Below are 19,587 nucleotides of genomic sequence, written 5' to 3'. Positions count from 1 at the left end.
CGCCCGGCAACGCCGGACCGCGACCGGCTAACCGGAGGAAACAGGTGAGGCAACGACCTGGCGAACCGGAGGTTCACTGCTGAGGCAACGATCAGTTCACCCGGAGGTATTGACATGAGGCATCACGTGCCCGGTTGTGCGGCCGCCTCCGGGCCGGTAGACAGGACCGCATGCGCGACCCCCTGCCGCTCGATGCCGTCCTGCACTATCCCGACGCCGTGTCCCAGGTCACGGCCACGTCCGCCGGTGTCCACTGGCTGGCGACCATCGCCGCGGAGGACGGCCGGGTGACCGTGCGCCGCCTGGCCGACGGCACCGTGACCGACCTCACCCCCGAGGCACAGGTTCGCTCGCGCGTCATGGAGTACGGCGGCGGCGCCTACGCCGTCGACGGCCATCTGCTGGCCCATTGCGACGATCGCACCCGGCGCGTCTGGCTGGTCGACGGCGATCGCCGGACGCCCCTGACGCCGGCCGACTCGCCCTTCGTCTACGGCGGCCTGGCCCTCAGCGCAGCCGACGGAGTTCTCCTGGCGGTGCGGGAGGACCACTCCGCGTCGCCGGAGCCGCGCACCGAGATCGTCGCGCTGTCGCTGTCGTCGGACAATCCCGACGGCGGCCGCGTCCTGGTCACGGGCGCCGACTTCTACGCCGGCCTCCGCCTCCGGGCCGGCCAGCTCGCCTGGTACCAGTGGAACCACCCCGACATGAGCTGGGACACCAGCGAGGTCTGGACCGCCCCGCTCGCCGATCCCGGCCTCGCGCGCGCCGTGTCGGCCCGCCCCGGCGTGTCGGCCCAGCGGCCCCTGTGGCTGGATGACGGCAGGCTCGCCCACACCACGGACGAGTCGGGGTTCTGGAACTGGCGCGTCGAGGACGGACCCGCGTGGCGCGTCCCGCACGACTGCGACGTCCCCACCTGGGTCCTCACGCCCCCGGTGGCCGCCGTCGTGGCGGGCGGCGCCATCGCCTCCGTGGAGTTCGACGGCGGCATCGGGTCGCTGGCCGTGTGGGATCCCCGCACCGGCGCCGTCACCCACCCGCTCCCCGGGACGACGTCGATCGAGTCGGTCGCGGCACACGATGGCGTCCTCTACGCCGTCGCGGAGTGGCCGGACCGGCCCGCGACCCTGGTGGGGCTCCACCCCGACGGAACGCACCGCATCCTGGCCGGTGGCGGGTCCGGCCGGGTCGTCGCCGCCCCGCGGGCCGTCTGGGCAGACGGGCCGGCCGGCCCGGTGCACGCATGGCTCTACCTGCCCGGCACGCCCCGACCCCCGCTGATCGTGCTGACGCACGGCGGGCCCACCTCGATGACGACGGCGTCCTACGATCCCGGCATCCAGTTCTGGGTCTCGCGCGGATTCGCGGTGGTCGACGTCAACTACTCGGGGTCCACCGGCTTCGGACGCGCCTACCGTGACCGGCTGCGCGGCGCCTGGGGCGAGCTCGACGTCGCCGACGCCGCCGCGGTGGTCGGCGTCCTGGCGTCGGACGGGACCGTCGACGCCCATCGGGTCGCGATCACCGGCGGCAGCGCCGGCGGGTACACCACCTTGAAGTCACTCGTGTCGACCGACGTCTACGCCGCCGGCATCAGCCGCTACGGCATCGGCTACCTGCCGACCCTCGCCACCGACACGCACAAGGCCGAGTCACGCTATCTGGACTCGCTCATCGCTCCCTGGCCGGCCGGGCGCGAGGTGTACGAGGCCCGCTCGCCCATCAACCATCTGGACCGGCTCCGCACCCCGATGCTGATCCTGCAGGGCACCGACGACAAGGTGGTGCCCCCGGACCAGGCCGAGCGCATGGCGGAGGCAGTCCGCGCCGCGGGGCTCCCGGTGGCGCTGGTCATGTTCGACGGTGAGGGTCACGGGTTCCGCTCGATGTCGGCTCGGCGTGCCGCGTTGGAGTCGCAGGTGTCGTTCCTGGAGCAGGTGTTCGGGATGGCCCCCAGCCCTGACGTGCCGCGGCTCGCGATCGAGAACCTCTCCTAGTTCTCGCGGGGGCCGAACACCGCGGTCCCCAGCCGGACCGTCGTGGCGCCGTGCGTGATGGCGATGCGGTAGTCCCCTGACATGCCCATGCTCAGGTCGTCCCAACCGCCCCCGTCGGCGTCACGCAGCGCGTCCCGCAGCCCCGCGAGGGTGCGGAAGCAGGCCGCCACCGCATCGCGGTCCGGGCTGTTGACCGCCATGGTCATGAGGCCGCGGGCCTCGAGCAGGTCGTAGGGCCTGAGTGCGGCGGCGAACGCGGCCGCCTCGTCGGGCCGGACGCCGGACTTGGCCTCCTCTGCGGAGGTGTTGACCTGGATCAGGACCGGAAGGCGGCGCCCCGTTCCCTCCAGACGACGCTGGAGCGCCTCGGCCAGGCGGATGCTGTCCAGGGAGTGCAGTTCTGCTGCGAGCTCCGCGACCTGGCGGGCCTTGTTCGTCTGGACGTGACCGATGACGGCGAACCCGATCCCCTCCCCGTGCAGGGCCGCGTGCTTGGCGGCCATCTCCTGCACCTTGTTCTCGCCGAAGAGGACGTATCCGGCGGCGCGCGCCTCTCGGATGCTGTCAACAGTGTGGTACTTCGACACCGGCAGCAGCCGGACCTCGGCGGGGTCGCGGCCGGCCTCGCGGCAGGCGTCATCGATGTCGGCCCGGACGGCGGCCAGGCGCTCAGCGATGCTCGCCACGCCTCACCTCCCGATCGTCAGGGCCCCACGGTCCATTCAAGCACCGGCCGGGCGGGGACAGGCAATCGGGTGGGCCGTTGGCCCCCCCCCATACAGGCCAACGACCCACCCGGCCCGGATGAGTGAGCTGACCCCCACGGTAGTGCCCGTACGTGGCAGTGGCTGGCGCTGGTCCAATTCGGTACCGAACCCGTACGACCCGGTACGCCCGATCAGGGCCAACGGGCGCCCAGCGAGATGACGCCGAGCGCGGCCAGGGCGGCGAAGATGATGGCGAGCCCCGCGTAGCGGTCGGTCACCTCGGCCGGCACCCGCTCCGTCCCGACCGAGCGCCGGATGGCTTCGTACACCTCGCGCAGCTGACCGCTGTTCTCCGCCGCGTACTTCTTGCCACCCGAGAGTCGGGCGATCTCGGACAGCTCGTAGTGGTCGACGGCGACCCGCTGGCGTTGCCCGTCCTGCTCGACATAGCCGTTGTCGGTGCCGTACGCGATGGTGTAGACGGGAACCTCCTGGCTCGCCGCCAGTTCGGCCGCGCCGGCCGAGCTCCGGCCGATGTTGGTCGCGCCGTCGGACAGCAGGACGATCGCGGCGGGGGCGACGGCCTCCGGGTCGTCCGGGTCCGGGGCCACCAGCGTCAACGCCTTGAGGCTGGCGTAGACGCCCTCCCCGACCGCCGTCGAGGGTGCGAGTTGGACGGCGTCGATGGCCCGGGCGACGGCACCACGGTCGATGGTCGGGGGCACCGCGATGTCCGGCGTGCCCGCGAACGTGACCAGCGCCACGTTGAACCTCTCGGGCAGCGAGTCGATGAAGGCCTTGGCGCCGGCCTGGGCCGCCGCGAGCCGGTTGGGTTCGACGTCCTCGGCCTCCATGGACCAGGAGACGTCGAGCGCGACGACGATGGTGGCCCGGTCGCGCGGCTGATCGACGTAGTCCTTCGGCACCGCCCACGCGATGATGAGCGAGCCGAGGCTCAGGAGCGCGAGCAGGACGGCGCCGTGCCGCTTCCACGCGGCGTCACGGGGCAGGACGACCCGCAGGCGGCTGCTCATCGGTCGCTCGACGCGGCGCCCGGCGAGCAGGACGTACAGGACCGCGATGAGCGGGATGATGGCCAGCGCCCACAGCCGCTCGGGTCGCATGAACTCCAGCATGAGGGGCGTCATCGCGGCCACCTCGCGGCCATCATGACGGCCCCCAGAGCGGCCACGATGGCGAACCCCAGGGCGGCGAACGCGTACTGCGCCGTGATGGGCTTCTTGACGTCCTCATAGCCGACCACGGAGCCGATCTGTCGATACGCCGTCGCGAGGGACTCGGCGTCGTCGGCGTCGACCGAGCGTCCGCCGGTCTCGACAGCGATCCGCTCCAGCGTCGCGGCGTCGGGAGCGACGTTCTCGCGCTGGCCGTCGATGTCGACGAAACCGTTCTGGGTGCCGTAGGCGATCGTGAACACCGGGATGTCGCGGCCCTTGGCGCGGCTCACCGCCTGGTCCGGGGCTGCGCCCTCGGTGGAGGCGCCGTCGGAGAGCAGGACGATCATGGCCGGCGCCGGCTCCTCGTCGTCCTCTCCGGGGGGCGCCTGGTCCACCGCGCGCAGCGCGGCGTCGATGGAGTCGCCGATGGCCGTGCCGTCGGCGAGTTCCAGGGCCGCGATGGCGCGCTGCGTGACGCCCCGGTCAGTGGTCGGGGGGACGACGATCGAGGGGCGGCCGGACAGGGCGACCACGGCCACGTTGAAGCTGTCGGGGAGGTTCTCGACGAAGGTGCCGGCGGCGGACTTCGCCGCCTGGAGCCGGGAGGGCTCGACGTCCTCGGCCGACATGGACAGCGAGGTGTCGACCACGAGGACCACCGTCGCCCGCTCGCGGGGCTGACGCTCGGTACCGAGCGGGTTCGCGTAGGCAAGACCCAAGGCCACCAGAGACGCCAGCGACATCGCCACCGCGAGATGCCGGGTCCAGCGGCGCTGCGCACCGACGACGCGGTTGAGGACCCCGGTGTTGGTGAACCGCAACGCGACGCGGCCCTTGAGCCGCAGCAGCACGAGGTAGACGATGACGAGCACGGGCAGCAGGAGCAGCGTCCACAGCCGCTCCGGGTTCTCGAACTCCGGGATCACTTGCTCACCCCCTGGGGGGGCTGGTGCAGCATGCCCGCGATGCGCCGGTAGTTGAGGACGAACCGGGCGATGTCTGCCACCCAGTCCCGGTCCGTGCGGAGCTGGATGTGTCCGGCGCCGGCGCGCCGCAACGCGACGCGCACCCGCTCGCGCTGAGCCCGGGTGGCGGCGTCCATGCGGCGCCGGGCGGCGTCGTCGGAGGTGTTGACGTAGCGCGCGAACGAGGTCTCCGGGTCGTGGATGAGCATCTCGCCGACGTCGGGCAGCTCCAGTTCGTGTCGGTCGACGACCTCGACGCAGAGGACCTGGTTACGCACGGCCAGCCGGCGCACCGCCTTCTCCCACGGCGGCGGGACCTCGGGATCCAGCTCCGAGTCGCCCGGCGTGAGGAAGTCCGAGACGATCACGCGCATGCCGCGCCGCCGCTGGGACCGGGTCATGTGTTCGATGCCGTCGGCGAGTTCGAGGTCGCCCGGGGCGTGGTCCGGCACGATCGGCTCGACGAGCATTTTGCGCAGCAGACCGTAGAGCGCTGTGCGGCCTGAACGGGCGGGCAGGCGCTTGACCTGGTCGGGAAGCATCATCATGCCTCCGAAACGGTCGCCCATCCGCTGGCTGAGGAAGCCGATGGTGGCGATCGCCGCGATCCCCAGGTCGCGCTTGGTGACGCCCTCGGTCCCCCAGTTCATCGACGGGGTCACGTCGAGCAGGGCCCAGACCTCCAGCTCGCGGTCGGCCATGGTGTCGCGGACGTGCGGGACGGTCGTGCGGGCCGTGACGGCCCAGTCGATCTTGCGGACGTCGTCCTGGCCCGGCTGATAGACGCGCGCGTCGTTGGTGTCGGAGCCGGCACCCGGCAGCAGCCCCAGGTGGTCACCGTGGAGGAAGCCCTCCAGCCGGCGCACGATCGTCAGTTCGAGCCGGCGCAGGGCCGCCTCGGGGGCGAGCCGCGTCAGTGGGATCGTCGGCCCGGTGGGCGGCCTGAGGACCGACCATTCGGCGCCGCTCTCGTCGGGTCGGGCCACGGGGCGGTCCCTCAGCTGCGCCCGGGCTGGTGGGCATGGCTCTGGTGCGCCGCCTCGCGCTGCTGCTCGTTCCACACGGGTGTGGGTGCCGGAACCATGGCGACGATGCGGTCGACGACGTCGGTGGGGTTGATGTTGTCCGCCACGGCGTCGAAGGCCAGCACGATGCGGTGCGCCATGACGTCGCGGGCGACGGCCTGCACGTCGGTGGGGAGCACGTAGTCGCGGCCGTTGATGAGCGCCAGCGCCCGCGAGGCGGCCACGAGGCCCAGGGTCGCGCGCGGCGAGCAGCCGATCTGGATGACGCCGGTGAGGTCCGGCATGCCGAAATCGGCGGGGGTCCGGGAGGCGAGCACCAGCCGCACGATGTACTCGGCCACCAGGTTGTGGACGAACACGTTGGAAGCCATGTCCTGCAGATGGCGCACCGACGCCGGGTCGAGGACCCGGTTCGCCTCCGGCGGGCTGACGCTCATGCGGCGCAGAATCTCCAGCTCCTCGTTGCCGCGCGGGTAGGGCACATCCACCTTGAGGAGAAAGCGGTCCCGCTGGGCCTCGGGCAGCGGGTAGACGCCCTCCGACTCGATGGGGTTCTGGGTGGCGATGACGATGAAGGGCTTCGGCGCGGGGTAGGTGCGGCCCCCGATGGACACCTGCTTCTCGGCCATCAGCTCGAGCATCGCGGACTGCACCTTGGCGGGAGCTCTGTTGATCTCGTCGGCCAGGACGAAGTTGACGAACACGGGGCCGAGCTCGATCTCGAAGCTCTCCGTCCGCGCGGAATAGATGCGCGTGCCGACGATGTCCGAGGGCACGAGGTCCGGGGTGAACTGCACCCGCGCAAAGTCGCCGCCGACGACGGTCGCGAACGACCGGACGGCCAGGGTCTTCGCGACGCCGGGCACGCCCTCGAGCAGGCAGTGGCCCTTCGCCAGCAGCGCCACCATCAGCTGCTGCACCATGTGCTCCTGGCCGACGATGACCCGCTGCACCTGGCTGATCGCGTCGCCCAGCAGGCGTGCGGCCCCGGCGACGTCGCGCGGCAGATCGGTCTCGTCGATCGACGGTGTGCTCACGCGGTGACTCCTTCTGGTTCGGTCGTGACCCGCGCCCAACGATAGCGCCCGGAGGAAGCGCTCCCGCGGGCCCGAGCGCGCCGACCGGACACGCGCCCGCCCGGTGACGCGTGGTTTGATGGTACCGATGAGCACCCACGACGACGCCGGCCGCGACCCGGCCCCGATGGCCGGTCACCATCCGCTCCGCGACGACGACCCGGCGCGGGTCGGAGACTTCTGGCTCGACTCGCGCCTCACCGCGACCCCGGCCGGCACGGCGTTCGCGGCGCACGAGGACCGCGGAGACGCGGTCCTGCTCATCCTGCTGTCCGAGGGCGCGGCCGCCGACCCCGCGGCGCGCGCGCGCTTCGCCGGCGAGGTCAACGCCATGCACATCGACACCGTGGTCGCCCGCGGCGGGCAGGACCAGGACGACGGCCGCATGGCAGTGCGATTCCGCGGGGAGGCCGAGGACCCGGCCCTCGCGGACCACGGTCCGCTCGCCCCCTGGGCGGCGCTGGCCTTCGACGGCTCGCTGGCCGCCGTTCTGGAGGCCGACCGCGTGTTGCGGGCGGTCGACCTGTCGATGAGCCCGCCGCTCAGCGAGCCGTCCGGGCCCGACTACCGGCTGCACTGGATCGACCGCACGGGCACCGGACCGACCCGTGCGTGGCCGCTCCCCTGGCCCGGCCGCACGGACCGCGCCGGGTGGATCACGATGCTGGTGTCGTTCCTGCTCATGGCGCTGATCACCGCCGTCGCGATCCTGCTGGCGATCCTCGCGTTCCAGAACCAGCCGCCCGTCAACGCGCCCCAGCCGATCCCCTCGATGGGCGAGGGCAGCGGCTCCGGCTCGCCGTCCGGCTCGCAGACTGGCTCGCAGTCGGGTGAGCCCCAGTCGCCGTCGGGCAGCGGCACACCGTCTCCCGGCAGCGACCCGGGCCCCTACTCGGACAGCCCGTCGATGAACCAGCCCAGCGGAGAGCAGTCCGGTCCCGGCGCCCCGACGGTCAACCCTCGGCTCTGACCGGCCCAGCCGGCCGCGCTATGCTGGCGGCCCGTCACGGGGCGATAGCACAGCCGGTTAGTGCAGCGGACTCATAATCCGCGGGTCGCGGGTTCGAGCCCCGCTCGCCCCACTCAGGCGCCGACGCGCGACGCCACCTCCGACAACCACGCGGCCACCCCCGCCGGCCCGTCGGCCAGGACGTCGGCCCGGTCGCCGAGCGCCGGGAGCTCGGCCGAGCCGCTGACCACGCGGCAGGTGGCCAGACCGGCCGCCGCGAGGTCGTCCAGGAGATCGAACGCTGGCAGGTCGCCCAGATCGTCGCCGCACATCGCCACGACCAGCGCACCGGTCTCCTCGACGATGTCCCTGAGCGCCTCGCCCTTGGTGACCGTCGACGCGCGCAGCTCGAGGATGAATTTTCCGGGCTCCAGGACCAGGCCGTTGGCGGCAGCGATGCGCGCGACGTGCGGCTTCAGCTCGGCGAAAGCGGCCGCCGGATCCGGGCAGCGCCGGGTGTGCACCCCGACCGCCCGGCCCTTGTGCTCCAGGTGCACCCCGGGCGGGCCGACCTCGTCGAGCAGCCGCTCCAGCTCGACGGTGGCCACAGCGACGCTCTGCGGGGTCTCGGGCGGGGTGGCGACGCCAGTCGCCGCATCCCACCGCTCTGCTCCGTACTGGCCCAGGACCACCAAGCGGTCCAGGCCAGGCCGCTCCGCCAGCCGGCCGAGCCGCACCACCGTCTCGACCGGGCGGCCCGTGATGACGACGAGATGGCCCACTCGATGGCCCAACTCCGTGAGCGCGGTCGCGGCCGCGGGATGCAGCGCGGAGAGGTCCGGATCGTCGACGATCGGGGCCAGGGTGCCGTCGAAATCCATGGCGACAAGGACCCGGTCCGGGGCCGCCGCCGCGGCGTCGAAGAACTCGTGGGCTGCGTCTGAGATGGCTCGCCAAGAAGTCATGCCCACACTCTGCCACGGCGGATCGTCCCGGCCAGTCGCTAGGGTGTAGAGCAGGAGGAACCAATGTCGCAACTCGCCAGCTTCGTCGTCGTCGCCAATCGCCTGCCCGTGGACCGCGTCACCGCATCCGATGGGAGCGTGGACTGGCGGACCTCACCCGGAGGCCTGGTCACGGCGCTGGAACCCGTGATGCGCCAGCGCGGCGGGGCCTGGATCGGATGGCACGGGGCCGCGGACGAGCAGGTCGCCCCGTTCGAGCACGACGGCTATTCGGTGGTGCCCGTCCCCCTGAGCGCCGCCGAGTACGAGGAGTATTACGAGGGCTTCTCCAACGCCACCCTCTGGCCCCTCTACCACGACACCGTCGCGTTCCCCGAGTTCCATCGGGAGTGGTGGGACGCCTACGTGACCGTCAACCGTCGGTTCGCGGAAGCGGCGGCGGAGGCGGCCGACGAGGGCGCCACGGTCTGGGTACAGGACTACCAGCTGCAGCTGGTGCCGCAGATGCTGCGGGAGCTGCGGCCCGACCTCAGGATCGGCTTCTTCCTGCACATCCCCTTCCCCCCCATCGAGTTGTTCCTGCAGCTGCCGTGGCGCACGGAGATCCTCGAAGGGCTCCTCGGCGCGGACCTCGTGGGTTTCCAGGTCCCGGGCGGCGCCGCGAACTTCCTGCGCCTCGTGCGGCGGCAGACCGGCCTGAAGGTCGAGCGGGACCGTGTGAAGGTCACCGACTCCCATGCCAGCGTGGCGCGCGCCTACCCCATCTCCATCGACACGCAGGGTTTCGAGGACCTGGCGAACTCCCCTGAGGTCATCGCCGAGTCCGAGGCGTTGCTGGAGGAATTGGGCCACCCCAAGCGCATCTTCCTGGGGGTCGACCGTCTCGACTACACCAAGGGGCTGCGGCAGCGCATCCGGGCCATGGGAGAGCTGTTCGAGGAGGGCAAGCTGAACCCGGCGGAGGACGTGTTCCTCCAGGTGGCCACGCCCTCACGGGAGCGCGTGGAGGAGTACAAGCGCCTGCGCGACGACATCGATCTGCTGGTGGGACGCATCAATTCCGAGGTGGGGGGCATCGGCCGGCCCGCGATCGTCTACCGGCACGCCGGGTTCCCCCGCCAGACGATGGCGGCGATGTACCGCATCGCCGACGTCATGGTGGTGACGCCCCTGCGCGACGGGATGAACCTCGTCGCGAAGGAATACGTGGCCTGCCATCCGAACACCGGCGGAGCCCTCGTGCTCAGCGAGTTCGCCGGTGCCGCCCTGGAACTGAAGCAGGCCTATCTGGTCAACCCCTACGACCTCAACGGCATGAAGGCGGTCCTCATGCAGGCCGCCACCGATCCCCTGAAGGCGCGGGAGCGGCGCATGCGGGCGCTGAAGAAGCAGGTCAAGGCCAACACCATCGACCACTGGGCGGACGCGTTCCTCGGGGACTTAGCCGGGCTGGACTGATCGGGGGTCAAGCCGGCGTAGTGCCGGCGTCGACGCCGCCCCGTGCACCACGACCGACAGCAGGATCGTGAAGGCGACCGCCGACCAGAGCCACTGCTCGTCCGGGAGGGCGACCAAGCCACCGGCGTAGGCCAGGTAGTAGAGGGATCCGACGCCACGGACCCCGAAGAACGCCGCGACGAGTCGCTCGGCCGGCTGGAGTCCTCCGGGCTGGTCCGGGTCCCGCGGCGCCAGGGTGAGCGACACCCACGCGGCGAGGGGCCGGATGACGAACACGAGCGAGAACGCGAGGACGACGGCGCGCCAGTCCACGCCGCCGAGCAGGGTGCGGGTCAGCGCCATGCCTAGGAAGAGCAGGATGACGAGGATCAGCAGCCGTTCCAGATAGCCGACCACCTGATGCATGGCCCGATGGTGGTCGTGGTGGCGCTCGACGCTGCGTAAAGCCAGGCCGCAGGCGAACACGCCGAGGAATCCGTACCCGCCGGCGACCTCCGTCGCCCCGTAGGACAGCACCAGGGCGGCGACGGCCAGCAGCGGCTCACCGCGCTCCGCGATCCGCAGGCGGTGGTCCGCGGCCCGGAAGGCGAGCCGCCCGAGACCCCAGCCGACGAGCGCGCCGACCAGGACCCCGAGCAAGATCTTGCCGACCAGTTCCCAGGCGAGCCAGCCGGCTCCCCACTCGGAGACCGGCCCGCGGGATGCGAGGAACACGGCGGCGTAGACGAACGGGAACGCGAGGCCGTCGTTGAGGCCCGCCTCGGAGGTGAGCGCGAACTTCACCTCGTTGCGCTCGTCAGGCTCCGCTTCCTCCGCCGAGCCGCCCGTGCTCGGGCCGTCGACCTGCACGTCGCCGGCGAGCACCGGATCGGTGGGAGCGAGGCAGGCACCCAGCAGGAGGGCCGCCGGGGCGGCCACCCCCAGGACGGTCCATCCCAGGACGAAGATGGCGGCGATCGTCAGGGGCATCGCGACGAGCAGCAGCCGCCACGTCGGGGACCACGAGCGCCAGGTGTCTCTGCTCAGCGGCCGATCCAACGCGAGGCCCACGCCCATGAGCGCGACGAGCACGGCGACCTCGGTGACGTGCTCGACGACCTTCCGACCCGCGACAGGGTCGAGGGACCATCCGTCCGGCATCGGCAGCAGCCCGATGAGCATGCCGAGGAGCAGGAGCACCATGGGTGCGGACAGCGCGATCGACCGAACCAGCACCGGAGCCAGGACGGCGACGAACAACGCCAGCCCGGCTACCAGCCACACCGCATCGGCGCTCATGTCCGTGACTCCTCTGCCCTCACTCACGCAGTATGCCGTGCCAAGCCGGTGGAGGTGTTCGGCGGTCGGAGACGGCCTCAGCCGGGCTGGGCGGGACGAGGCAGACGCCCGCGGAAACAAGAACAAGCCGTTCTCACCAGCGTTCAGCTGGTCAGAACGGCTTGTCCGTCGGCTCCCCGGACTGGACTCGAACCAGTAACCCTTCGATTAACAGTCGAATGCTCTGCCAATTGAGCTACCAGGGATCAGTGGTTACCCACGCGAGGAAGAACGTTAGCAGATCATCCGTGATGCGGCGAAATCAGAAGTACTCGGTCTTCAGCCGGTCCGTCTCGGCGACCACGAGCTCCCGCGTCCGGGGATCGGCCAGGTCAGCGCCGCCCGACGGGACGGCGTACCAGTGCATGGTGGGATGGTGTCCGAGGCTGCGACGGCCGACGATCTGCACCTGGCCTCGCGGGGCCTCCACCGTGCTCTGCACCACCGTCGACGCCTGCACGCGTTCCTGGAACAGCTCCGGGAGTCGCCCCGGCTCATCCAGCCGGGCCTCGAATCGTTCGCCCTCGACAGTCCGCCACCGGAAGGTGCTGCCCTCGCCGGACCACGACCCGCTGCCGATCTCCTCCCATCCCCACACCCGCCAGGTGTCGCCCATGCGGCGGGCGAGGCCGGTTCGGGTGCCGACCAGCACCACCCCCTCGCCGATGCCGTGCGCGAGGACGTCAGCGCGGTGGCCGAGCACGGTGTCGAGTTCCTCGATCAGCTCGGGATCCAGGCGATTGAACAGCTCCATAGCACCATTGTGCTCCTCTGTGGACAACCGCGCCGCGCGTAGCGGATCCATCCACAGGCGGCGCGATCCGCCCCCCGGTGATCCCGGCGGCGGCCGAGGCTGGCGCCATGGACCTCAACACGATGCAGCTGCCCGCGGTCGATCTCCGCCCCGGGCAGGATGAAGAGCTCGCCCGCGCCGTCGAGGCCGGGGTGTACGCCGAGCAGCTCCTCGCCTCGCGGGGCGCGGATCCGGAGCTGGAACGAGTCGTGGCTCTGGGCAGGGAGGCCCAGGCCCGGATGTGGTCGGCGGGGATGCGCATCGCCATGCAGCAGGCGAGGCGCGCCGCAGTGGCCCGCGGCCTCCCCGCCGAGGACCTGTTCCAGGACGCCTGCGTCGCCGTGGCGGAGGCGATCCTCCGCTACGACTTCACCCGCGGGACCCGCTTCACGACCTTCGCGTTCGAGAGCGTGTCGTGGGCGTTGGGCGACGGCAGCCGCCATCGCACCGGCCGCCCCACCCTGACGCGGTGGGAACGCCGGGCCGCGCGGCGGCTCCGGGCCGAACTCGATGCACGGCAGTCGGCCGGTGCCGCGGCCGACCTGGGCGAGGCTGCGGCGGCCGCCGGCGTGTCGGCGGCCGCCGCCCAGCGGGCCATGGTGCGATGGCTGAGCCTCGACGAGGCGACGATCGCCGACCCCGCCACCGAGGACTCCTTCGCCGACGTCGGCCACGGCCTCGACTTCCTCGAGCTGCTCACCCCCCGGGACCGGCGGGTGCTGGAGTTGCGCTACGGCATTGGCGCCACCCCGCACACCCTGGCCGCGGCGGCCGAGCGGCTGGGCGCCTCCCCGTCGACGGTGTTCCGCTGGGAGCGCGAGGCGCTGATCGCGGCACGGGCGCTGCTCAGTGGCGACCGGACGACGGTGCCCGTCAGTGGACGATCGCCTCGCCCGCCCCTGCTCCCGTCATCGAGCGAACCTCCATCTCGATCGCGAACTCCTCGTCGCCGCGCCGGCTCGAGGTGACGGTGCCCAGGAAGCCTGCCAGGAAGGCGAGCGGCACGCTGACCAGGGCGGGGTTGTCGAGCGGGAACCACGAGAAGTCGATCCCCTCCCCCAACATCGACCCGGGCGATCCCGAGATCGCTGGCGAGAAGACGATGAGCAGGGTCGCCGACACGAGGCCGGTGTAGATGGACCACACCGACCCGCGCGTGGTGAAGCGCCGCCAGTACAGCGTGTACAGGATCGACGGCAGGTTGGCGGAGGCCGCGACAGCGAACGCCAGCGAGATCAGGAAGGCGATGTTCTGACCGTTGGCGGCGATGCCACCGAGGATCGCGAGCACCCCGACGACGACCGACGTGATGCGCGCGACGCGGACCTCCTGCGCCGGGTCGGCCTTGCCGTCCTTGAGGATCGAGTTGTACACGTCGTGGGCGAACGACGCCGACGCGGTGATGGTCAGCCCCGCCACGACGGCCAGGATCGTCGCGAACGCGACGCCGGAGATGACCCCCATGAAGACCTCGCCGCCGAGGCCGAGCGCCAGGAGGGGCGCCGCGGAGTTGGCGCCACCGGGGGCGGCGAGGATGGCCTGCTGCCCGACGAGCTTGGCGGCCCCGAGCCCCAGCACGAGAGTGAACAGGAAGAAGATCCCGACGAGGATGATGGCCCACACCGCGGAGCGGCGCGCCTCCCGCGCCGTGGGCACGGTGTAGAAGCGCATGAGCACGTGCGGCAGCCCGGAAGGGCCTGCGATGAGCGCCAGCGACAGCGACAGGAACGACAGCTTGGTGAACTCCGACGCACCGTAGCGGCCCATGGGCTCCAGCAGATCCTTGCCCGTGCCGGTGGCCGGATCCAGCGCCGCCTGCTGGGCCGCAAGGGCCAGCGCATCGAGGTTGAACCCGTCGCCCATCAGCACGAGAAGGGTCATCACCGCAGCGCCGGTGACGAGGAGCACCGCCTTGATCATCTGCACCCAAGTCGTGCCCTTCATGCCGCCGATGAGCACGTAGACGATCATCAGCACGCCCACCAGCCCGATCACCACGCCCTGCATCGACCGGTCCGAGACGCCAAGCAGCAGCGCGACCAGCCCGCCGGCACCGGCCATCTGCGCCAACAGGTAGACGAACGAGATCACGAGCGTGGAGGTGGCCGCCGAGAGGTAGTCGCCGGTGATCGCGAGTCCGTTCTGGCGGCCCGAGAACTTCGCGCCGCCCGTGTAGAAGTCCGATGCCTTGGACTTCTGCCGGCTGACGACGATGACGACACCGAGGGTGGCGGCGACGAAGACCGCGAAGACGCCGATGTTGATCAGCGGGTTGCCGTAGGCGGCGGCCTCCAGGGGGATCACAGGTCAGCTCCGTCCACGAGACGCTCACGCAGAACCGTCGACAGCGGGTCGAGTCGCCGGTCGGCGACCCGCACGTAGATGGCGGTCCACACCCACACGACGGCGAACTGGAACAGGCCGAGCACGATGCCGGTGTTGAGGCCCTCGAGGCCGAGGAAGGGGGCGGCCATGAAGTCGGTGGCGTAGATCGATGTCTCGACGTGAAGATAATGTAGGCAGGCCGATGCGGACAATGCAATACCGGACTTTGTCAGGTCGTCCCGGTCTGCCGTCTCCGGGCCGACGGGTGGCTCAGCTGAGCCCGACCGACAGCAGCTGCTTGCGACGCATCTCCAACTCGGTCAACTGCGCGAACTGGGCGCGGTGCCCGCTGGGGTCCTTCACCGGGTCCGTGCGCTGCAGGCGGGACTTGAGGTCCGCGATCTGCCGCGTCACGCGCGCCAGCTTGAGCCGAGAGCTGTGCTGCAGCGCATAGGTCTCGTCGGCCTCGCGCAGCAATGGCTCCACCACAAGGGCCACCATCAGCTGCCGCACCAGGTCCGACGGCGCGGCCGCGCGCAGCCGGTCGGTCCACGCCTCGCCCCAGGGAACCTCCGCGATGAGGCGGAAGACCGCGGCGTAGGCGGGGTGCGAGAAGTCCTCCGCCTCGACCGCGTTCCAGGCCTCGTCGAACGTCATGGGGCACTGCAACATGAGTTTGAGGGTGTCGCGCTCGAGCCTGAGGCCCGGGTCGTTCGGGTTCGGCCACGCGGGGTCCGGACGAGGAGCGTCGTCAGCCCCGTGGTCGGGCTCCGGAGACCGGTGACGGGCCCGCGACGCCTCACGGCGGACCTCGTCGACGTCCATGCCGAGCACGGCCGAGAGCTCACGCAGGTACTGGCTCACCAGGGACTGGTCCCGGATGGAGCTCAGCAGCTCCGCGCCCTCCCTGGCGGCCCCGAGCCGTCCGTCCGCCCGATCGAGGTCGTAGCTCTTGGCGATGTTGGCCATGACGAAGCGGTACAGCGGGATGCGGCGCGCCACGAGCTCCCGGACCGCCGCGTCGCCGTGCTGGAGGCGCAGGTCGCAGGGATCCAGCCCGGAGGGTTCCACCGCGACGTAGGTCTGGGCGATGAAGTTCTGGTCGCCCTTGAACACCTTGAGGGCGGCCGCCTGCCCCGCCTTGTCGCCGTCGAAGGTGAAGATGACCTCGCCGTGCAGGCCGTCGTGGGTCCCCATGAGGCGCTGGAGCAGGCGGGCGTGATCGTCCCCGAACGCCGTGCCGCACGAGGCGACGGCGGTCTCCACGCCCGCCAGGTGCGCGGCCATGACGTCGGTGTAACCCTCCACGATGACGGCCTGCGCCTTGCGGCCGATCTCGCGGCGGGCCAGGTCCAGACCGTAGAGCACCTGCGACTTCTTGTAGACCGGGGTCTCTGGGGTGTTGAGGTACTTAGCCGGCATGCGGTCGTCGTCGTAGAGGCGCCGCGCCCCGAAACCGAGGACGGCCTGCGCCGAGTCCCTGATGGGCCACAGGACGCGGCCGACGAAGAAGTCCCGGCCGCCCTGACGGGTGAGGCCGGCGGTCTGGAGGACCTCATCGGAGAAGCCCTGGGCGCGCAGCGTCTGCCGCAGCGCACCCCCGTGCCGGGGCGCGTACCCGATGCCGAAGCGCAGCGAGATCTCGCGGTCGAAACCGCGGCCGTGGAGGAAGCGCCTCGCCTCAACCGCCTCCGCGGACTCCAGCTGCGCGGCGAAGAACGCCTGCGCCGCCTCGTTGGCCTCCATGACGCGGCGGCGCATCCCGGGTGCCTGCGTCGGTCCTCCGTCGTCCTCGACGCGCAACACGATCCCGCTGCGGTCGGCCAGCACCTGCACCGCCTCGGTGAAGGACAGGTTCTGCTGCTTCTGCAGGAAGGTGATGACGTCCCCGCCCTCGCCGCAGCCGAAGCAGTAGAAGAACCCGCGCGCGGGCGTCACCGTGAAGGAGGGGGTCTTCTCGTCGTGGAAGGGGCACAACCCCTTCAGCGATCCGCCGCCGGCGTTGCGCAGCGCCACATAGCTGCCGACCACGTCGTCGATCCGGCTGCGTTCCCTGACCGCCGCGATGTCCTCGTCGTTGATCCGGCCCGCCACGGTGCCACTCTACCCGCTGCTCAGGCGCCGCGGCCGATGCCCTTCGGGAGTCGCTTCGGGTCCCAGCCCAGGAGGTGTCGGGCCTGCTCGAACGCGAACCGGTCGGTCATGCCGCCGACGTACGTGACGGCGCCCCGGACGAGATCGTCGCCGCGGTACTCGGCGGGCAGCGCCGCGGGCGACGCCAGGTAGAACTCGACCAGATCGGTGAGCACCCGCACCACCGTGTGCGACTGCGCGACGGATTCGGCGCGGGTGTAGATGCGCTCGTAGTTGAACCGGCGCAGCTCGCCGAGTGCCTCGGCGGTCACGGGGTCCATGCCGACGACGCCGGTGGCCGAGGTGGTGTCGATGACGGCGTTGATGAACGTCGCCAGCTGCTGGCGGCGGGTCACCCCCGCCACCTCTCGCACGACGGCGGGTACGTCGGCCGTGGCGACGATGCCGGCGGACACCGCGTCCTCCAGGTCGTGGGCGCAGTAGGCGATCCGGTCCGCCCACGAGACGATCTCGCCCTCGAGGGTCGCCGGCGCGGGGCGCGACCAGGAGTGGTTGCGGATCCCGTCGAGTGTCTCCGACGTCAGATTAAGGTCACGTAGAACGACGTCGGCCCCCCACGGGCCGTGGTCGTAGCCGCCGGCGATGAACCGGTCGAACGCGTCCTCCGACGCGTGGCCGCCGGGCCCGTGGCCGCAGTCGTGGCCGAGCGCGATCGCGTCGGCCAGCGTGACGTTGGCGCCGACCCCGCGGGCGATCGCGACCGCCGCCTGGGCGACCTCGACGGCGTGCGTGAGCCGGGTCCGCTGATGGTCCGTGGGATACACGACGACCTGGGTCTTCCCGGCCAGACGCCGGAAGGCCGCCGAGTGTACGATGCGGTCACGGTCGCGCTCGAAGCAGGTGCGGAACGGGTCCGGTTCCTCGGGTCGTTCCCGGGTACCGGCACCGACGGCGAAGCTCGCCTCCGGCGCGAGCGTCAGCCGCTCGATCTCCTCGCGCTGCTCCCTGCGCCGCGGCTCCCGGGCGCCGACCCGCGCGGTCGACGAGGCGTGCGCGGTGACGACGTCGTCGCCATGTCCGTGCATGGTCGACGCCCAGAGCCGGGTGCGCGGGAGCGGTGTGTCCATCGCTCCCAACCGTAGCCGAGGTCAGCGCTCCGACCGCGGCATCCACTGCGACAGTGGGTTGCCGACGTAGACCTGGCGGGGCCGGTAGATGCGCTGGCGAGGGTTGTCGGTGACCTCCTTCCAGTGCGCGATCCAGCCGGGGGTGCGCCCGATCGCGAACATCACGGTGAACATGTCCAGCGGGATTCCGATCGCGCGCAGGATGATGCCGGAGTAGAAGTCGACGTTCGGGTAGAGGCGTCGCGACGCGAAGTAGTCGTCGGCCAGCGCCGCCTGCTCGACCTCGCGTGCGATGTCGAGCAGGGGGTCCGTGATGTGCATGGCGTCGAGCAACTTGTCCGCCGCGTCCTTGAGGATGCGGGCGCGGGGATCGAAGTTGCGGTAGACGCGGTGCCCGAATCCCATGAGCTTGACGCCGGACGAGCGGTCCTTGACGCGGGCCAGGTAGGCCTCGGGCGTGATGCCGGTGGTGCGGATGTGCTCGAGCATCTCGATGACCGCCATGTTCGCGCCGCCGTGCAGCCGGCCCCACAGGGCGTTGACGCCCGCGGAGACCGACGAGTACATGTTCGCGCCCGACGATGCGACCATCCGCACCGTCGACGTCGAGCAGTTCTGCTCGTGGTCGGCGTGCAGGACCAGGAACATGTTGAGCGCGTGCGCCACCTCGGGGGTGGGCTCGTAGTCCCGGTACGGCACGGAGAACATCATGTGCAGGAAGTTCTCGGCGTAGTTGAGGTCGTAGCGCGGATACGCGATGGGCTGGCCGATGTGCGACTTGTAGGACGCCGCCGCGATCGTGCGGGTCTTGGCGATGAGGCCCGCGGCCGCGTACTTGAAGTGCGCCGCGTCGGTGGTCTCGATGTCGTGCAGCTCGTGCGTCTGCAGCGCGTTGATCATGGCCGACAGGATGGCCATGGGATGGGCGTCGGCGGGGAAGCCGTCGAAGTGCTTGCGCATGTCGCGGTGCAGTGCGGCGTTCTCGCTGAGCAGGTGGCGGAACTCGGTCCGCTCCTCCTCGTCGGGCAGCTCACCGAAGATGAGCAGCTCCGCGGTCTCGATGAAGCTGGACCGCTCCGCGAGATCCTCGATCGGAATGCCGCGATAGCGGAGGATGCCCTGCTCGCCGTCGATGAACGTGATCGCCGACTGGCAGGACCCTGTGTTGCCGTAGCCGTCGTCGAGTGTGATGAGCCCGGTGGTCGAGCGCAACGACGAGATGTCGATGGCGCGCTCCCCCTCGGTGCCGGTGACGACGGGCAGTTCGTAGCTGGTGCCGTCGATGATGATGGTTGCCGTCTCGCCCATGGAACCTCCTGGGACAGGGCCGGCCCCGGCCGGGCCGGCGCTGCGCTCAGAATAACGACGGCACGCCGCCGCCCCCGGGCGGCCCCTACTTACGCGTCTGGGCGCGGCCCATGAACAGCAGGGCGACCCCCATCACCGCGATGCCGAAGGCGCTGCTGCCGATCCGCTCCCAGGTGAGGACCTCCTGCGGTGTCCCGATGGAGACGAAGTAGGCGCTCACGAACAGGACGAGCACTGCAAGGAGCGCGACCGCGCGCCCCGCCTGCGCCCAGATCGGCAACTTCTTGCGTTCCGCCATCG

General features: G+C 71.1%; 18 protein-coding genes and 2 tRNA genes. 5 read left to right on the top strand and 15 right to left on the bottom strand.

Features of this window, described 5'->3' with window-relative positions:
* Positions 1–170 precede the first annotated feature (170 nt).
* Positions 171–2,000, top strand: coding sequence for an alpha/beta hydrolase family protein (locus ACFQPD_RS02925; protein ID WP_385898242.1), 1,830 nt, complete (start codon positions 171–173; stop codon positions 1,998–2,000).
* Here ACFQPD_RS02925 and ACFQPD_RS02920 read toward each other — a convergent pair.
* The 5 genes from ACFQPD_RS02920 to ACFQPD_RS02900 all read right to left on the bottom strand — a co-directional run bounded on the left by ACFQPD_RS02920 (position 1,997) and on the right by ACFQPD_RS02900 (position 6,912).
* A complete protein-coding gene (locus ACFQPD_RS02920) occupies positions 1,997–2,686 on the bottom strand; it encodes a YggS family pyridoxal phosphate-dependent enzyme (RefSeq protein ID WP_385898239.1) in 690 nt (229 codons plus the stop codon). The genes ACFQPD_RS02925 and ACFQPD_RS02920 overlap by 4 nt on opposite strands.
* 212 nt (positions 2,687–2,898) lie before the next feature.
* Entirely contained in the window at positions 2,899–3,864 is a 966-nt protein-coding gene (locus ACFQPD_RS02915) for a VWA domain-containing protein (protein ID WP_385898236.1), read from the bottom strand.
* Positions 3,852–4,811: a VWA domain-containing protein gene (locus ACFQPD_RS02910; RefSeq protein WP_385898234.1), complete on the bottom strand. Its 960-nt coding sequence runs from the start codon at positions 4,809–4,811 to the stop codon at positions 3,852–3,854. The genes ACFQPD_RS02915 and ACFQPD_RS02910 overlap by 13 nt, the downstream gene beginning before the upstream one ends.
* Positions 4,808–5,836, bottom strand: a complete 1,029-nt coding sequence (locus ACFQPD_RS02905) for a DUF58 domain-containing protein (protein ID WP_353080645.1) — start codon at positions 5,834–5,836, stop codon at positions 4,808–4,810. The genes ACFQPD_RS02910 and ACFQPD_RS02905 overlap by 4 nt, the downstream gene beginning before the upstream one ends.
* A gap of 11 nt (positions 5,837–5,847) precedes the next feature.
* Positions 5,848–6,912, bottom strand: a complete 1,065-nt coding sequence (locus tag ACFQPD_RS02900) for a MoxR family ATPase (RefSeq protein WP_068752102.1) — start codon at positions 6,910–6,912, stop codon at positions 5,848–5,850.
* Between the two features lie 127 nt (positions 6,913–7,039).
* On the opposite strand from ACFQPD_RS02900, the gene ACFQPD_RS02895 reads away from it, so the two are divergent.
* Complete coding sequence (locus tag ACFQPD_RS02895; protein WP_385898232.1) at positions 7,040–7,921, top strand: hypothetical protein; 882 nt, start codon at positions 7,040–7,042, stop codon at positions 7,919–7,921.
* Between the two features lie 38 nt (positions 7,922–7,959).
* Positions 7,960–8,033, top strand: a tRNA-Ile gene (locus ACFQPD_RS02890).
* A gap of 1 nt (position 8,034) precedes the next feature.
* Here the strand turns inward: ACFQPD_RS02890 and otsB are convergent.
* Positions 8,035–8,865: a trehalose-phosphatase gene (gene otsB / locus ACFQPD_RS02885; protein ID WP_068752104.1), complete on the bottom strand. Its 831-nt coding sequence runs from the start codon at positions 8,863–8,865 to the stop codon at positions 8,035–8,037.
* Between the two features lie 63 nt (positions 8,866–8,928).
* Between otsB and ACFQPD_RS02880 the strand changes: the two genes are divergently transcribed.
* On the top strand, positions 8,929–10,323 hold the full coding sequence (locus ACFQPD_RS02880; protein ID WP_385898229.1) for a trehalose-6-phosphate synthase: 1,395 nt from the start codon (positions 8,929–8,931) through the stop codon (positions 10,321–10,323).
* On the opposite strand, the gene ACFQPD_RS02875 is transcribed toward ACFQPD_RS02880, so the two are convergent.
* The 3 genes from ACFQPD_RS02875 to ACFQPD_RS02865 all read right to left on the bottom strand — a co-directional run bounded on the left by ACFQPD_RS02875 (position 10,306) and on the right by ACFQPD_RS02865 (position 12,394).
* Positions 10,306–11,601 (bottom strand): cation:proton antiporter, encoded by a 1,296-nt coding sequence (locus ACFQPD_RS02875; RefSeq protein WP_385898227.1) that lies wholly within the window; start codon positions 11,599–11,601, stop codon positions 10,306–10,308. The two genes, ACFQPD_RS02880 and ACFQPD_RS02875, sit on opposite strands and share 18 nt — an antisense overlap.
* A 172-nt stretch (positions 11,602–11,773) precedes the next feature.
* Positions 11,774–11,846, bottom strand: a tRNA-Asn gene (locus ACFQPD_RS02870).
* 56 nt (positions 11,847–11,902) lie between these two features.
* Positions 11,903–12,394 (bottom strand): hypothetical protein, encoded by a 492-nt coding sequence (locus ACFQPD_RS02865; RefSeq protein ID WP_068752107.1) that lies wholly within the window; start codon positions 12,392–12,394, stop codon positions 11,903–11,905.
* Positions 12,395–12,501: 107 nt separating this feature from the next.
* Between ACFQPD_RS02865 and ACFQPD_RS02860 the strand changes: the two genes are divergently transcribed.
* A complete protein-coding gene (locus ACFQPD_RS02860; RefSeq protein WP_385898225.1) occupies positions 12,502–13,401 on the top strand; it encodes a sigma-70 family RNA polymerase sigma factor in 900 nt (299 codons plus the stop codon).
* Here the strand turns inward: ACFQPD_RS02860 and ACFQPD_RS02855 are convergent.
* The 6 genes from ACFQPD_RS02855 to ACFQPD_RS02830 all read right to left on the bottom strand — a co-directional run bounded on the left by ACFQPD_RS02855 (position 13,307) and on the right by ACFQPD_RS02830 (position 19,585).
* Positions 13,307–14,737 (bottom strand): cation acetate symporter, encoded by a 1,431-nt coding sequence (locus ACFQPD_RS02855; protein ID WP_385898223.1) that lies wholly within the window; start codon positions 14,735–14,737, stop codon positions 13,307–13,309. The genes ACFQPD_RS02860 and ACFQPD_RS02855 overlap by 95 nt on opposite strands.
* A complete protein-coding gene (locus tag ACFQPD_RS02850; RefSeq protein ID WP_176715226.1) occupies positions 14,734–14,970 on the bottom strand; it encodes a DUF485 domain-containing protein in 237 nt (78 codons plus the stop codon). Before ACFQPD_RS02850 ends, ACFQPD_RS02855 begins: the two co-directional genes overlap by 4 nt.
* Before the next feature lie 58 nt (positions 14,971–15,028).
* The gene (gene dnaG, locus ACFQPD_RS02845) at positions 15,029–16,852 is read right to left on the bottom strand and encodes a DNA primase (RefSeq protein ID WP_068752109.1); all 1,824 of its coding nucleotides are present in this window, start codon (positions 16,850–16,852) and stop codon (positions 15,029–15,031) included.
* Between the two features lie 20 nt (positions 16,853–16,872).
* Positions 16,873–17,937, bottom strand: a complete 1,065-nt coding sequence (locus tag ACFQPD_RS02840; RefSeq protein ID WP_353080751.1) for an HD domain-containing protein — start codon at positions 17,935–17,937, stop codon at positions 16,873–16,875.
* Between the two features lie 63 nt (positions 17,938–18,000).
* Positions 18,001–19,287, bottom strand: coding sequence for a citrate synthase (locus ACFQPD_RS02835; protein ID WP_385898220.1), 1,287 nt, complete (start codon positions 19,285–19,287; stop codon positions 18,001–18,003).
* Positions 19,288–19,372: 85 nt separating this feature from the next.
* Complete coding sequence (locus ACFQPD_RS02830; RefSeq protein ID WP_385898218.1) at positions 19,373–19,585, bottom strand: hypothetical protein; 213 nt, start codon at positions 19,583–19,585, stop codon at positions 19,373–19,375.
* Between the last annotated feature and the right edge of the window lie 2 nt (positions 19,586–19,587).

The organism is Tessaracoccus sp. O5.2, assembly GCF_964266725.1.
In the GTDB taxonomy this organism is placed as follows: Bacteria; Actinomycetota; Actinomycetes; order Propionibacteriales; family Propionibacteriaceae; genus Arachnia; species Arachnia lapidicapta.
Note: the sequence above shows the minus strand (reverse complement) of the source record. Positions and strands in the feature narration are given on the sequence as shown.